Source organism: Okeania sp. SIO2C9 (assembly GCF_010672455.1).
GTDB lineage: Bacteria > Cyanobacteriota > Cyanobacteriia > Cyanobacteriales > Microcoleaceae > Okeania.
On sequence record NZ_JAAHGO010000126.1, the window covers coordinates 1 to 16,190 of the forward strand.

A 16,190-nucleotide genomic window follows, 5' to 3' on the forward strand; every position below is an offset into this window, starting at 1 on the left:
GGCATGGTTGATTCAGAGGTAGGGGTCAATGACAGTCCCTTAACTGATGAGAAGTAAAAACAGGTGGATTTATCCCCTGTTTTTACAACCGTCAGAATCCACGCGGTTTTAACCCGTGGAGTGTCAATAGTGCATTGTTTCATCTTAAATGTTGCAATAGATGTAGGTTTGGTATCGGGACGATCTTCGCAGCTTATCCGTAGGATAAACCCAACAATAATCTTTCTCCCTTACCCCCCTACTCTCCCAGGGCTAATTCTTTGTCGTCAGAGAATATTTACAACCCTATATTTTTTTGAGCTCCTGTGCTTCCAACACTTCCCAAACTTCCCAAACTTCCCAAACTTCCCAAACTTCCAACATTTCCCACCCTCTCCTCCTTTTGTCTCTGGTGACAATAAATTGACCCTACCCTACCCCCCTACTGCCTAATGCACTACTTTAGCTTTAGATGAAAAAGTCCACTACAAGAAGCCCCGCTTTTTCCTAGGTCATGCTCCACAAACATATTGCGCAGCGTTATAGCAGTCGAAGCAAAGGTTAGGACAGATAAAAAGCTTAAAACTCAGATAACGTAATACTTTTCCTTGTTCCTTCTTCCCTCTTCCTTCTTTCTTCTGCTATAACACAATTGTGCGCCAGCAAAATGACCGCTTGGGTCTGTCGCACCCTGCGGGGTCTCACCGCTGTTGCCTATTCCTTGTTCCCTGCTATACCAGTTATACCAGTTTGAAAAAAGAATGCTATAAAAAGTGCATCTTGATCAGATATGCTTAAAAATAGCTTCTCCAGTTCATTTTAGATGGTTATATCTATCGTTTTCCCTTTTTTTTCAATATTTATTCCTTCTTCCTTTTTGCTTCTTCTTTCTTTATTACTTCTACTATTTGTAGCAAATAACTAGGCTATTTTTTAGGAGTCAGGAGTCAGAAGTCAGGAGTCATAATGAATGGCTTCGATATCATTTTTCAGGTCGAAAATTATCTTTTTAGTAAAAAAGACATCTCCAAAAAAGTCTTTTAATTACTCAAATTATTCGTAACATTCTTTTTTGAAAATGGTATTATATTTGCTTAAAATATAAAACTTTTAAAATTTAACTTTTGACTTACTTATGACCAACATTCCAGATAATTCTAATCAGCAAACTGATACCTCCAAGTCTAGAAACTGGCGCAGAATAGTAATTATTAGTGGTCTGGGTTTAGGGACAGTCTCTGTAGGAGGGGGAGCAGTAGGAACTTGGTGGTTTCAAGAAAGATTAGCCCCAATGGTGAGTGATAATCTCACAAGACTTACCCAAAGGCCAGTTCAAGTGGGCGAACTGCAAAAATTTAGAATTGGTTATCTAGAATTTGGTCCTTCTTCTTTACCTCCAACTTCAACTGACTCGATCGCTGCTTCTACGGAGATAGTTAAGGTTAGGTATGCTCTTGGACCTTTGTTGTTCAAGACTCTGAAACTTGATATTACTTTTGGAAAATCTGAAGCTAATTTACAACAGGAAGCTGATGGTTTGTTTAAAATTCCAGAGTTGGCAGATTTACCACCTCCTCCTTTTAATGTTGATATTACAGCTCTACGTTTCCCGGAACTGGATGTTAGTATTTTGCCTGCTGAAACAGGAAAGTCTTCTGAACCGATATTGTTAGATTTGAGTAATAGTGAAGTTTTTTCTAAAGACAAACTGCAACGTTGGTTGGTAGACCTGAATGGGAAAGTTATTGATGGTGGGGGTAATTTTCGGGTTGATGCTGATGCTAATCTCAAAACTTCTGAAGTTAAAGCTGATGTTGTAGCGCAAAAATTGCAATTACCAATATTTGTTCCTTTAGTATTAGCGTTTGAAAATGTTCCTGATGTAAGTGTGCAAAGTGGGGTATTAAATGCGGACTTCTGGACTCAGATTAAATTAACTGATAAAGTTGCTGACTTTGTACAAAATATCCAGGGAAAAGTTAGTTTGCAGGAGTTGAATGCTAACAGCAGTTTCCTGAGCGACACTGTTAACTTGAATACGGTTGCTAATGTTGCTTGGCCAAAAGTTAGGGTGGAAAATTTAAACGCTAACTACGGGAATATTGGATTAAAACTCAAGGGTACGGCACAAACAACGGCAGACTTAGACCTTCAAAATCTTAATCTGAATTTGAATGGGGAGGTTTTACCTGTCAGTTTCGACAGTTTGTTTAATACTGTTACTACAGAAATTGATTTACTTTCGCAGCGTATTGAAACAGTAGAAACTAAGCAGCAACTTCAGCAAATTCGGAGTCAAATTCAGGATATTAGACCTTTATTAGATGGGGGTGTCAAAACTAATTTCAATATTGTTGGTAGTTTGCTGCAACCAGTGGTATCAGGAAAGGTTGAAACGACTGAAGTTACTAGAGTTGATAGATTAAGATTTCAGGATATTGCGACAAATTTTACTATTAGTCCGCAGTTAAACCAAGATTTTCAACTGCTCAATTTAACTGCTGGTTTTTCTGACTTACAAATTACTCCAGTGGTGGGAGGGAAAATTACGGGTAATTCAGAATTTAGAATTCAGAATTCAGAATTTAGAAGTGGGGAGTCGGGAGTCACGAGTGGGGAGTCAGTTCAACAAAGTCAAAATTTCCTACGGAATGCTTCCCTGCGGGATGCTACGCAAACGCAAACAAAAGTCAAAACTCAAAAGTTAGAAGTTGGGAGTCAGTCAGTTCCAGAAACTCAAAAATTAGAAGTGGGGAGTTGGAAGTCAGTTCCACAAACTCAAAATTCCCAACTCAAAATTCAACAGTTAGAAGTCGCGAGTCGCGAGTCAGTTCCACAAACTCAAAAGTTAGAAGTTGGGAGTGGGGAGTCAGTTCTACAAATTCAAAATTCCCAACTCAAAATTCAACAGTTAGAAGTCGCGAGTCGCGAGTCAGTTCCACAAACTCAAAAGTTAGAAGTTGGGAGTGGGGAGTCAGTTCCACAAACTCAAAATTCCCAACTCAAAATTCAACAGTTAGAAGTCGGGAGTGGGGAGTCAGTTAGTAAAGAGCAGGAAAGGAATTTTAATCCTGTAGTTGACTTAAACCTGAAGGTGGAAAATTTACCACTAGAACCGCTCGCTCAACAATATGGTTTTACTTCACCCCTTCCCCTCGGTGACTTTTCTTCTGAAGTAGCGATCGCTGGAGCTTTGGAAAGTCTGAAAGGGCAAATTCAGTGGCGGTTACCAAAAGCTGTTTATCCGGTGAGTGGTACTGTTGATATTGTTGATAGTCAGGCGAATATTAAAAATACTGTTGTCGAAGTTGGTGGGGGAAAGGTTAATATTGATGGTACTGCTAATTTGGATAACTGGCAGCTTAATGTTACTGTTAATCAAATTAATTTAGATAATTTAGAACCTTTAAAACCATTGGGTTTACCATCTGGGTTGGAGGGTATTGTTAATGCTGAAGTTAGTTCTTCTGGTCTGACAAGGGATTTTTCTATTAATAGTATTGATGGGAATGGGAGTGGGGTAATAAGTGTTGCTGGTGGTCAGGTTAATTTTAATGGTCGGGCAAAGAATGGTGGTTTGCAGGGTAAGGGTAATGTTGTTCAATTGAGTTTGAGTGCTTTGGAAAGAATTGGGAGAAATGCAAGTTTTTTGACTACTGCTAATCCGATTTTGTCTGGTCAAACTGATGGAAAGGTTAATGGTGAAGCGACTTTTTTAGCTAATTTCAATGATTTAAGTTTGTCTGGGATAACCACTGGTTTTCAGGGGAATGTTAATATTGCTAATGGTACGGTTAATACTAATGGGAAAGTTAATAATGGCAAGTTTCAAGCATTAGTTGATACTGAAGATTTACTACTTAATTATTTGTTGGATTTGGGGTTATCTGCTGTAAATTCTGGAGTTATTACTGACCAGGAACTGTTAAATAATATTAGGGCTAATATTCCGAGGTTAAAAACTCTGAATGGTAGGCTAAATGGTCGGGTTAATTTATCAGGAAATCTGGCAAATCCTTCTCCGGAAAATATAGCTGGAGATTTAGTTGGAAATCTCACAATTGAGGAGGGTACAATTAATGCTACTGGTAGTTTAAATTCGGGTGATTTTCAAACGACTGTTAAAACTAATCAAATATCTCTCACTGCTGTGGAAAAGTTATTAACAGAAGCAGAGTTTGTTTCTCTGAAAAATAATGTTTTACCAACAGATACTCAGGGAAATATTCAGGGGGAAGCGACTGTCTCTGGAAATATTAATAATTTAACTCCTACAGGAATTACTGTTGATGGGGATGGGAAGGTAATTATTGCTGGAGGAATTGTTAATGCTACGGGTAAATTAAATAATGGTAATTTTCAAGCTTCAGTTAATAGCAGTAAATTAGCAGTAAATCCTCTTTTAGATTTGGGAGAGGCGGTTTTAATATCGGGATTAATACCTGTAGAGGCTAATCAAGTTCAAGTTTTACAGGCTCAAATTCCTGCCATTAAAACTTTAAATAGTCAAGTTGATGTTAATGCTAATTTATCTGGAAATTTAAATAATTTATCTCCAGAAGCAATCACGGGAAATGCTAATAGCAAATTATTTATTGATGGTAATGCAGTTTATATTGATGGAAGACTCGAACGAGGCAACTTTTTTACAAATGTAGAAACAGAAAATATTGCTTTACGTCCTTTGGAAGAAACCATCAGAAAAACTGGTTTAATTTCCATACCAGCTAGCGCAACTTTACCGCCAGGAATTGAAGGAGAATTATTTGGTAATCTGAGCATATTTGGCAACTTAAATAATCTGAATCCTCAAGCAATAGCTGCTGATGGAACCGGAAAATTAATTATTGGAAATAATACAATTAATGCCACAGGAAAATTAGATAATGGTAATTTTACAGCCTCAGCGATCGCTGAACCTATTCCATTGAGTTTTGTCAAAAAAATAGCTCAAGATATTGGTGTAGTTCCTCCAGATTTTTTGCCTTATTTAGAAATAATAAATGGGAATATTATCGGTAGTGCTAAAGTTGCTGGAAATTTAGAGAATTTAAACTCAGAAGCTATTGCTGCTGAAGCGGAAGGAAAAGTACTTTTGGCAGATGGTGGAACTGTTAATATTACTGGAGAATTAGTAGGTCAAAAATGGCAAACTGCTGTAGTAGGAGAGCAAATTCCTTTAGAGCAATTTTCAGCAGCATTGGAAAAACAAGAACAAACAAAATCAACCGTTGCAGGTATTAGACAGGTACAAAAATTATTAGGGCAAGCTGAAAATTTACCAGTAATTGGTGGCTTTTTAAATACAAATATAGACTTATCCGGAACCCTAGCAAATTTAACTCCAGAAGCTATAGCAGCTCAAGCAAAATTAACACTTTCAGAATTACCAGTTATTCAACAACCTCTTAATTCTCTGTTTGACTGGAAAGGTAAACAAGTAGAAATAGAAAAAGTTTCTGTTCCGCCAAACGTTAATGCTAATGGAGTATTAGGTGTAGAATTTCTACAGCAAAAACCACCGACAATTTCTGGAATTAATATTAATGTCAATTTATCAGATTTTGATTTAGAATCTCTGCCAATAGAAAAATTAGCACAAGCACAAAATTTACCCATAGAAAAAAAAGGAGAGTTATTAACAGGTAGAGTCAACTTTGACGGTAAAGTTATTGGTAAATCTATCGAAGATTTAAGTTTAGTTGGTGATGTTGTCTTGCAAAACTTAGCCGTAAATTCAGTAGATTTTGATTCCGTTTTATCTGGAAAATTAAATGCAGGAATAGCTGATGGAGTAACATTTAAAATTGCTGGCGAACAAGACCGTCTAGAATTAGTATTAGATCGATTTGAGCAAACCTATTTTCCCACTGCTTTCTTAATTCAACGCGACCAAGCAAAACTCGCAGGAGTCACAGAAGGAGAAAATCTCCTAGTAACATTAGAGCAATTTCCTGTCGAATTATTAGATATAGCGCCAGCAGCACAATTTGATATCGCTCAAGTTTCCGGAGAAGCATCCGCCAAAATAGCAATATCTGGTCTGAGAACATTCGACCTGAACTCCATCACCGCAAACGGAAATTTAGCAGTTGCCAAACCTAGTATTGGTTATATAGATGCAGAAAGTTTCACCGCAGATATAAATTTTGCCAAAGGTATAGGAACTCTCAATGACGGTACATTATTATTAGGTGACAGTCGATATATCCTACAAGCAATGGTCGATATTAATTCTCCCGCTGCCAATTTCGACCCCAAATTTTCTGGCAACCTAAAAATAGAAAAAGGTGAAGCTCAAGATATTTTGACCGCCCTCCAATGGTTTAACTTAGAAGATATTGCGCGGGGTATAGCAACTCCAAATTATGCCAGTGCAGCAGATGTGCAACCAGTCGCAGTAGGTTTTCCAGAAAATACACCAGTAATTTCCCAACTGCGTCGGTTTGCCGAAATTAAAGCTTTGCTAAAACAACAACAAGAAAGTCAACAACCAAATACTCCCATACCAATACCACCCCTTGCAGACCTAGATATCACATTTTCAGGAGAAGTTGCAGCAGAAGGAACTTGGCAGTCTGGTATTGACGGCAAATTTGACATCAATGGTAACGACTGGAATTGGGGACCTTACAAAATCGATAAATTTCTTGTACAGGGTCAGTATGAAAACGAAGTGCTGACAGTCAAACCACTAGAAGTGCAAACAGGAGAAACATTATTAGCATTTAATGGAGATTTGAGTCTAGAAAATCAGACTGGGAAATTACAATTAGAAAATATAGATTTAGCAGAAATACAGAAATTTGCCCAAAATTATATACCACCAAATATCAATATTAATATTGCAGGAAAATTGAATGCTGAAACAGAAATAGGAGGAAATTTTGAAGACCCCAGAGCTATAGGCAAAATCAATATAGTAGACGGCACCTTAAACGAAACACCCATTGAAAAAGCAGAAACAGAATTTAGTTACAACACCGGACGCCTGCGTTTTGGTGGAGGTCTTTCCATAATTGGAGACCCAATTTTGTATAGAGGTGATATACCCATAGACTTACCATTTGCTCAAGTTTCCGCAGGTAGCGATCTAATTAACCTCAGCGTCAATATCAAAAATGATGCATTACAGATAGTGAATATTTTGACCGACCAGGTGACATTAAACTCTGGTCAAGGAGATATATTATTGCTGGTCAAAGGAACATTACAACAACCAGAACCAGAAGGATATGCTAAATTTGCAGACATCAGTATCACAGCAGCAGCATTTCCCCAACCACTCACAGACCTAACAGGTACAGTTTTATTTCAGAGCGATCGCTTAGAAGTAAAAGAACTCCAAGGAATTCTTAGTGATGGTAAAGTTGAGGTCATTGGTGTTTTACCAATTTTTCAACCCTTTGGCAGTCAAGAACCAGATATAAATAACCCCCTGACAATTACATTAGACCAACTGAATGTAAACTTTCAACGAGTTTTTCAAGGTGGTATTGATGGAAAAGTCCTGATTACAGGTGCAGCTTTCCAACCAGAAATAGGCGGTAACGTTGAAGTCTCCCAAGGTAGAATATTTTTGAATCAAGCAGCAGGTTTTGCAGCAGCAGCAGGTAATCAAGAAAATGCACCTGATTTTGGCATAGAAATTGGTCTAAATAATTTTCAAGTGACTCTAAGCGATCGCCTACTGATGATTAGTCCAGGACTAGCTAACTTTGAAGTTGCAGGTGGTTTACTGATAAACGGAACCCTTAGCGATATTCGTCCAAGTGGTGAGATCGACCTTGTAGCAGGGGTAATTAATCTATTTACTACAGAATTGCGTTTAGACCCCAATTATAAAAACACAGCTACCTTTTCCCCAATTAATGGACTTGACCCCATTGTAGATGTACAGTTATTAGCATCAGCTTTTGAAACCAACCGCTCATCATCCCCATCATCACCATTATCATCCGAGACAATAGACGCTCCATCACCAGGAACCTTGAATAGTAGTCAGAGAGTGAGAATTATGGCAACAGCAAAAGGACCTCTATCAGAATTAGAAAATAACCTAGAGTTGACCAGTGCTCCAAGGCGATCGGAAGTACAAATAGTCAGTTTGTTGGGCGGTAATATCATTGATACCCTTAGTGAAGATAGGAATTTAGCATTAGCTAATGTAGCAAGTACCACCATTCTTGCTAACTTACAACAGGATATTATTGCAGCGACTGGGTTAAGTGAATTTCGGATATTTCCTGCAAGTATTCCTAAACGTGGAGCGCGACGTGCTTCCTCTTTGGGTTGGGGTTTGGAGGTAGGTGTTGATGTGACGAATCAATTAGGAGTATCCATGACTAGACTTTTTGGCGCCAATGAACCAACGGAATATTCTCTGCGTTATCAAGTTAATGATGAAGTACGCGTTCGAGGAGGGAGTAATTTTAGTGATAATGCAGTATTATCAGTCGAATATGAAGTACAGTTTTGATTTTGTTAGGAGTCATTTCAGTTATCAGTTATCAGTTATATCATGTTCGGTTGAATACTTATAAATAACTGTTGTGAGGAGTCAGGAGGACCGAGTCAGGAGTCAGGAGGGAAGAAAGGGGAAAAAGAGGAAATATTGGAGAAAAGTCAAGATAATTTCAGTATTTATTTGGTACTGTCGGTATTGTCAGTCCTTAATTTTATTTATAACTGATTATCCGAACATGATATTATCAGTTATCAGCTATTGGTAGGGTGTGTTAGCGATAGCGTAACTGAGCGAAACCCCTCTGTATTCTGCCTTCTGGCTAATATAAAATCCGGTTGAATAGTTGTCATTGCGACGATAGGAAGCAATCTCCTACAGCGGTTTTCATTTGGGGAAACCACAGTAGGGACGTTCCATGGAACGTCCCTACAAGATTTTGTTTGTGAAGATGTGGTTCATCAATTTGAAAAGCGCTGTAATATCATGTTCGGTTAAATACTTATAAATAACTGTTGTGAGGAGTCAGGAGGACCGAGTCAGGAGTCAGGAGGGAAGAAAGGAGGAATACATAGGAAATATTGGAGAATAGTATTGATAATTTCAGTATTTCTTTTGTACTGTCGGTACTATCAGTCCTTAAATTTTATTGTAACTGATTATCCGAACATGATATAATACCAATTTGAAGAAAGAATGTTACAAATAATAAGCAGTATTAAAATAATTTGTAGGAAATATCTATTGGAGGAAAAGGATAAATTACTACATAATAAATGGTATCAAACCCATTCATTCTGACTCCTGACTCCTGTCTCCTGACTCCTAAGCAGTAACCTAAGTATTTGTAGCAAAGATTTATCAAGCTGGTGTAAATCCATGAGATTGCTTCCTTCCACTCCGTTCCACTCGCAATGACTTGGGTATATTAATTATCCGGATTTGATATAACTAATTAATGAGACTTGATCAGGACTTACGCAGAGGCTCTACATATAGGGAAGGCGAATGCCATTTGCCCCTACATATAGCGTTTTCAAGGTTTATTTGCGTAAGCCCTGTCTTTGCTAAACCGACTAAACAGCGAAAGCGTCAACTGTACTGTCAAAGAAAGTTAGGAAGTTTTGTGCTTCCTGCTCGCTGTTAAAGTTCCAGGTTTCTGTGTCACCGAGACCATTGCTAATTGCTACCTCGGTTCCTGTAAGTTCGGCTTCATTTAAGGTGGGAATCACATGGATATCGGCATTCGTCAACTGGTCGCCACCAAATAAATCGCCCATTTCCCCGATGAAATCATCAAAGTTATTGCGACTCTGTGTTCCAGGCGTATCAGCACCTGACCATTTGAAATCAAGGCTGTCAACAGTGCGTAAACCATCTGATAATTCAGGGTTCAATGAAATAATCTCGTCATTGGTTAATATCCTGATGTTGTTAGACCCACCATTGGTACCGCCGTTGAACTGGAAGATTTTGGTTTTAGTTGGGTCTTTACCCAGGAGATCCTGTGCGAATTCCTGAAAAGTATTGGCATCAAGATTATTGTCGAACTCAGCTTTGTACTGACCCCAAACTGTTCTGTGGGTTCAGCCGAGGTATTGCCAAATGGACTTAGGGAGGTTGGATAGTCCAAGGTTTCAATCTGTTTTCGATCTGCATTTGTTAATTTACTCCAAGGAAAAACGGTAAATTTATTTTGATATGATAACTGAAATGACAGTTGTACTCAAGCATTCAAAGCTTCAGTACAACCTTGGTTTGAGTTCCCGTTCTCAATAAATAATAGACTTGTCCGGTTGAATAGTTATAATTAAAGTTTGTAGTTGGGCTTTAGCCCTATCTATAGTTCGGGCTAAAGCCCAACTACGAGCAAAAACTTTTTTATCACTAGATTATCCGGACATGATATAAATATCCCTGCTGACAGGGATGAACTGCCACACAGGGATTGAGATTTCAACTCAACTTAAACCGTGAGAAAATCTGAACTGTCGAGATGAGCGGTATTAAACCAGGGCAACTTCGCTAACACTTCTGAAGTGGAAGTCTCGATAATCTTGTTGCCAGAGAAGGACAAGTCGTTGAAGGTTAAACCACCTGCTAATCCAATCCGATCGACTCCAAGTTGGAAAGACTTGATTTTATCAGTACCTTCTCCGCTGGCGATAATAAAGGTATCGTGACCAAAACCTCCAACTAGAGTATCTGAACCTAAGCCACCCTCAATTAAGTCATTACCAAAACCTCCGAAGATCCGATCGTCACCATCCCCACCTGTGAGGGTATCGTGGCCAAACCCACCAGAAATTACATCGTGACCATCATCACCATCAATGATGTCATTACCTTTCCAACCTCCGAGTTTCTCATTAGCAGCGCTACCAAAGATTACATCGTCACTAGCTTTGGCGTTGATGCGATTGCCATTGACCATGCTCATCAGGATCACATCTGGGTTAGGAGTACCTTGGTTGTTAGCCAGAATTAACTCAAAGGTATCACTGATTGTACCACCGTTGCCATCATCAGCTGTTACCGTGATGGGAGTGATGCTAGCATAACTACTGCTACCAGAGATAATCCCAGTATTCCCATCAATACTAAACCCACTTGGTAAGTTAGAAGCGGAATAGGTGAGGGTGTCGTTGGTATCAGCATCACTGAAGTAGACGCTGGTATCGAAGGATAAGTTCTCATTGGTTGAGATGATTTGGTCATCAATCTCTTGTTCTAAGATGGGTGCATCATTGACACCATCAATAGTAATAGTGGCAGTCGCTGTATCAGTTGTACCGCTTCCGTCATCAATGGTATAGGTAAAACTCTCAGTTGAACTTTCTCCAACACCCAGACTTTCAAATTGACTATTGGGGTCGTAGTCGAATGTACCATCGCTGTTAACTGTTAACAATGCACCAGAATTGAGAGTAATTTCAGTTCCCACATCCGCACTCACACCGTTAACTTCTGTTACCGTTAAGGGGTCGTTATCGGCATCGGTGTCATTGGTGAGAACATTTCCAGAAGTGGCGCTATCTTCATCAGTAGTCACACTGTCATTATTGGCAACAGGAGATTGATTGGTAACAACCGGACTGTTCTCGAAGAAAACGGTATTGCCAGAACTACTCCCCTCAAAGGCATCAAGATCGCCATCTCCATCAATATCAGCAAAGACGACGGTGGCAAAATTTGACACATTTAGTCCGAAGGGGTTGGCGACAGCAGTAGCAAAGCTAGGGTTACTGGCATCACCCGTGTTCCGGAAAAACTGAACGGGACCATCCTCCGCCACAAAAGCATCGAGGTCTCCATCCCCATCAATATCAGCAAAAGTGGGACTGGAGAAAGAACCCACATCTGCGAGTCCGAAGGGGTTGACTTGGACAGTCGCAAAGCTAGGGTTACTGGCATCACCGGTGTTCTCGAAGAAATTGGTATTGCCATCATAGTGCCCGACAAAAGCATCGAGGTCTCCATCCCCATCAATATCAGCAAAAGTGGGACTGGAAAAAGAACCCACATCTGCGAGTCCGAAGGGGTTGACTTGGACAGTCGCAAAGCTAGGGTTACTAGCATCACCTGTGTTCTCGAAGAAAAAGGTATTGCCAGAACTATTCCCCACAAAAGCATCAAGATCTCCATCCCCATCAATATCAGCAAAGGTGGGGTTGATACCGCCGAATCCGAAGGAATTGACTTGGACAGTAGCAAAGCTAGGATTATTGGCATCACCTATGTTCTCAAAGAAATTGATATTGTCATCCCCCACAAAAGCATCGAGGTCTCCATCCCCATCAATATCAGCAAAAGTGGGGGCGGAACGACCTCCCACCTCTGTGAGTCCAAAGGGGTTGGCTACACCAGATAAAAAATTCGGATCAGTCATGATATTTAATCACTCCAAATACAAAAAATTTCAGGTTTTTCCACAAACATTGTCGAATTATGAATGGCATCAGTTGCCACTCGGTGAGTTATAGCAGAACTCAGAAATCAGAAGTCAGAAGTTAAACTCTTGCTATAGTCTAGTTTGAGACTTTTGTCATGTTCTAATTGCTAGGCGCGACTGCTATACTACTCAACCCACCCGTTGAGTCTGATAACGCAACCCCAAACTGTTCTGTGGGTTCAGCTGAGGTATTGCCAAACGGACTCAGGGAGGTTGGATAGTCCAAACTTTGAATTTGTTATTAATCAGCATCATTTAATTCACTCCAAAGAAAAACTGTAAATTTGTTCGATTTCAGAGTCCTGCCTTTCGCCCCCTAAATCCCTTGCCCCCTAAATCCCCCAATTCTGGGGGACTTTGATAGATGGGGGACTTTGAAGTTCATGCTCCCCCAATTTTGGGGGCTGGGGGGCTGCCAAGAGGCTGGGACTTTGATAGATGGGGGACTTTGAAGTTCATGCTCCCCCAATTTTGGGGGCTGGGGGGCTGCCAAGAGGCTGGGAGTTAGAGAGGCAGGGGATTTTGGCTTGAGTTCCCCCCAATGTTGGGGGTCACGGGGGCTAGGAAACTAGGGGGGCGTTGAACCCAGCCATTTACAGGTTTGGCGAAACTCTCGGTTTTCCACAGCATTTGAACCCCATGCCAATTGAATTTGAGGCGGTTGCCACTGTAATTTTTGTAAGATGGGTTCTAATGCTACCTCCGTCAGAGAACTACTTTGATAACTCAGGGTTAACTGTTGACATTGCTGTTGTCGCAGTTCACGTTCGAGATAAACCAACAATTTTGTGCCAATTCCCTGTCTGCGGCACTCTGGTAATACCAACAGTGAAATAATGTCGGCTGTTTCACTACTGACTCGTTCAGCAATAACAAACCCCACTAAAGACCCCTCCACCGCCGCAGAAATCCCAAATAGTTCCCCTTTTGGTGGTTGAGTTTGCCAACGTTGTTTGATACTGGGATAAGTCAAAGCATCATAATCAAGGGTATTTGTGCTGTTGAGATGATAAACCCGTTGATATTTAATCGCCACAGGTTGCTTGGGTTGTTCAAAAGCTTGAGGTAAACCCGCCACAGGAGGCACTTGACCAATACTGGGACGTTTAACCGTCGGTTTCGTCGTCACAATACCCCCGGAATTGGGAAACGTGACTAACCGTTGGACTTCATCCCCCTGTAAACCCAAAGCTTCCGGTTGACGAACATTCGGCAAAACCACAATATCGAAAAGTTCTTCAATCGTCTTTGCAATATGAACCCATTCCACAATTTGCCCACTGTTGAGGTCAATCACCATCACCCCACAATGGGCCGTATTTCCCTGGGCGTTCAACCGTTCTTCTAAAGCCAATCCCGTAAAAGCCCCAGAACGCAGCTTAGATAAACCCACAACAGCAAAGTCTCCCCAAAATGCCAACCCCCGCACAAACCCTGGACAAAAGGTAATTGGGGCAAATTTGCCCTTGTCAATGTATCCCAGTTCTCCGGTTCCAGAATTCAACAGCCACAATTTCTCCTTGTACCAACGGGGAGAATGGGGCATGGATAAACCTGTAGTAATAATTTCGTTTTGTTCAACATTAATAACAACGCCTCCATCCCGTCGATGGTTCCGCCATCCAGTAGCAGTATCAGTGGCACTACAAGCAGTCATATAAGTTGGTTTTCCTTCCACCATAGCCAAACCATTCAGGTGACAGCGGTCTTCCGGAACCAGCTTAGAAATAAACGGCGGTTGCCACAGGGGGACAAAACTATAGTTGGGGTCGAGAGTTGCCAGACAACTAAAGTCGGTATTGACAAAAATCAGGTTTTGTGCATTATCTACAACCACATCATGGACATTCAGATCCCCTGTCGTGTAGGCAGTACGAGGAATATAGAGGCGATCGCATTCTCCATACTTTTCTCCCGTGTCCAACAGGTTCTCAAACTGCCACAATTGGTAACGGGTACTCATGTAGAGTCTTTCCCCGTCTGCATAAAGTCCCATCGGTTTATCAAACAACCGTTCATGGAACTTTAGCCGTCCATTGGTTTGACAACTGATAAAAAATAGACGGTTGGTTTGATAGGTGGTGAAAGCGAGACTGAGATGGTGTTTGGCCAGCCAGGCAGCAAATTGGGGAGATGCCGTGATTTCAAAGTTGGAAGTTTTGGCAGTGGGTTTAGGGAGTTGAGTCACTACTAAGAATTAAAGGAAGATTTTGGAAATTTTATATCATGTTCAGTTAATCACTTACGATTCAACTTTTAACTGGGCCTTGCTGATTGGTAATGATCTATACTTTGGTAGGAGAAATTTGAGATAGTGCAGCAGAAGACGAAATATGGATATAATTTGATAAATGGTATCAGAAATGAGCAACTCCAATCAAACAAATAGACATCTCCAGAAAATAAATCAACCATTTAATTAGAGTAGGTTTTGGAAATAAAAATTCACCCTAAAAAACCATTTTTCCTGCCAATTCCTGTGAAAATATCTTACCTGTTGCCTGTTGCCTTCCGGAGCTGTTCCCTACTCCTGCAAAAATCTATATCTTTTTCACACCTAGGTCTAATGGTGAGTGGCCAATGGTTCAACAATTAATAATGAATAATTACCTCTCCTTGAGAATAAATTGAAGAGGATTGACAAAGAGATGAAAATTTTTCTTCACAGGAGTCGATTGGATATGGCTCCTTTGACCTCGCCATCCCATCCTAGGTCATGCTGCGCAAACGACCGCTTATTATCCCCTTAAAAGGGGAGGCGCATACCCACAATTTTTCGGTAAGTTTTCGGAAATTTCAACTCACAGATTGTAGACATAAATCATATTTTTGGTAGTGAGCGCATCAGCTATGAGCTATCAGAGATATATTATTACCAAATTAACTTACTGTTTCAATATGAATAATAAATTTTTGCTCGTGATTATTCCCTTATATTTTGGCCTTAGTTGTAACTATCCAGCAATGGCTTTCAATAATGTTACTAACATCAAAACTGAACAAAAAAGCTTAGAGGAAAATCAAATTATATTAGCCGATCGCAAAGATAAATATCGTATTCGAGCACGCCAAAAGGAAGATGAGTACCAACAAAGAAAAAGGCATGAACTCCATGAAAGAATCGATCGCAGGATTAAACGAGAGATGGATAAACCTCATAACCGAAGTCTTCCTAAAGCAGAAAAAGAAAGAATTATTCAAGAAGCTCACGACGACCTAGACCGCAGACTTGACCGCAAATGGAATACTTTAAAAAATTCTCGAGTACGAATACGAAAAAGACGCGACAGATACGACCGAGATTATGATTATCGGCAAAGACGCGGCAGGTACGACCGAGATTATGATGATCGGCGAAGACGTGACAGGTATGACCGGGATTATGATTATCGGCGAAGACGTGGTAGATATGACCGAGATTATGATTCTTATAATAGAAATTGCGACTATTATGGCAATTGTAATTACTTTGAAAATCGACCTAGAAATATTAGAAGAAACATTAGATTCAAATACTATCCCAACCGTAATTAAGGGAATAGGGAGTAGGGACTGAGAAGTCCTATTTACTACATCACTCGCCCCCTAAATACCCAGGGTCTATTTATTGTCACTAGAGAAAAATTTATGGGGAGATGGGGGAATGAGGAGATGGGGAGATGGGGAGGTGGGGAGATGGGGGGATGGGGAGATGGGGAGATGGGGGGATGGAGAGATGGGGAGATGGGGGGATGGGGAGATGGGGGGATGGGGAGGTGGGGAGATGGGGGGATGGGGAGATGGGGAGATGGGGGA

At 40.4% G+C, this 16,190-nt stretch carries 5 protein-coding genes; 2 read left to right on the forward strand and 3 right to left on the reverse strand.

Going from position 1 to position 16,190, the window contains the following annotated elements:
* Positions 1 to 1,114: 1,114 nt before the first annotated feature.
* Positions 1,115 to 8,458 (forward strand): translocation/assembly module TamB domain-containing protein, encoded by a 7,344-nt coding sequence (locus F6K23_RS38030; RefSeq protein ID WP_293166027.1) that lies wholly within the window; start codon positions 1,115 to 1,117, stop codon positions 8,456 to 8,458.
* Between the two features lie 1,061 nt (positions 8,459 to 9,519).
* Here the strand turns inward: F6K23_RS38030 and F6K23_RS38035 are convergent.
* From F6K23_RS38035 to F6K23_RS38045, 3 genes are all read right to left on the reverse strand, one after another.
* Entirely contained in the window at positions 9,520 to 9,840 is a 321-nt protein-coding gene (locus F6K23_RS38035; protein WP_293166029.1) for a hypothetical protein, read from the reverse strand.
* A 569-nt stretch (positions 9,841 to 10,409) separates the two neighbouring features.
* On the reverse strand, positions 10,410 to 12,332 hold the full coding sequence (locus tag F6K23_RS38040; protein ID WP_293166031.1) for an FG-GAP-like repeat-containing protein: 1,923 nt from the start codon (positions 12,330 to 12,332) through the stop codon (positions 10,410 to 10,412).
* Between the two features lie 631 nt (positions 12,333 to 12,963).
* A complete protein-coding gene (locus F6K23_RS38045) occupies positions 12,964 to 14,583 on the reverse strand; it encodes a TIGR03032 family protein (RefSeq protein WP_293166033.1) in 1,620 nt (539 codons plus the stop codon).
* A 710-nt stretch (positions 14,584 to 15,293) separates the two neighbouring features.
* On the opposite strand from F6K23_RS38045, the gene F6K23_RS38050 reads away from it, so the two are divergent.
* Complete coding sequence (locus F6K23_RS38050) at positions 15,294 to 15,929, forward strand: hypothetical protein (RefSeq protein WP_293166035.1); 636 nt, start codon at positions 15,294 to 15,296, stop codon at positions 15,927 to 15,929.
* Positions 15,930 to 16,190 lie beyond the last annotated feature (261 nt).

Bases quoted from the DNA above. Each gene is read 5' to 3' on its own strand.
- F6K23_RS38030 (WP_293166027.1), top strand. From the start codon at position 1,115: ATGACCAACATTCCAGATAATTCTAATCAGCAAACTGATACCTCCAAG.
- F6K23_RS38040 (WP_293166031.1), bottom strand. From the start codon at position 12,332: ATGACTGATCCGAATTTTTTATCTGGTGTAGCCAACCCCTTTGGACTC.
- F6K23_RS38050 (WP_293166035.1), top strand. From the start codon at position 15,294: ATGAATAATAAATTTTTGCTCGTGATTATTCCCTTATATTTTGGCCTT.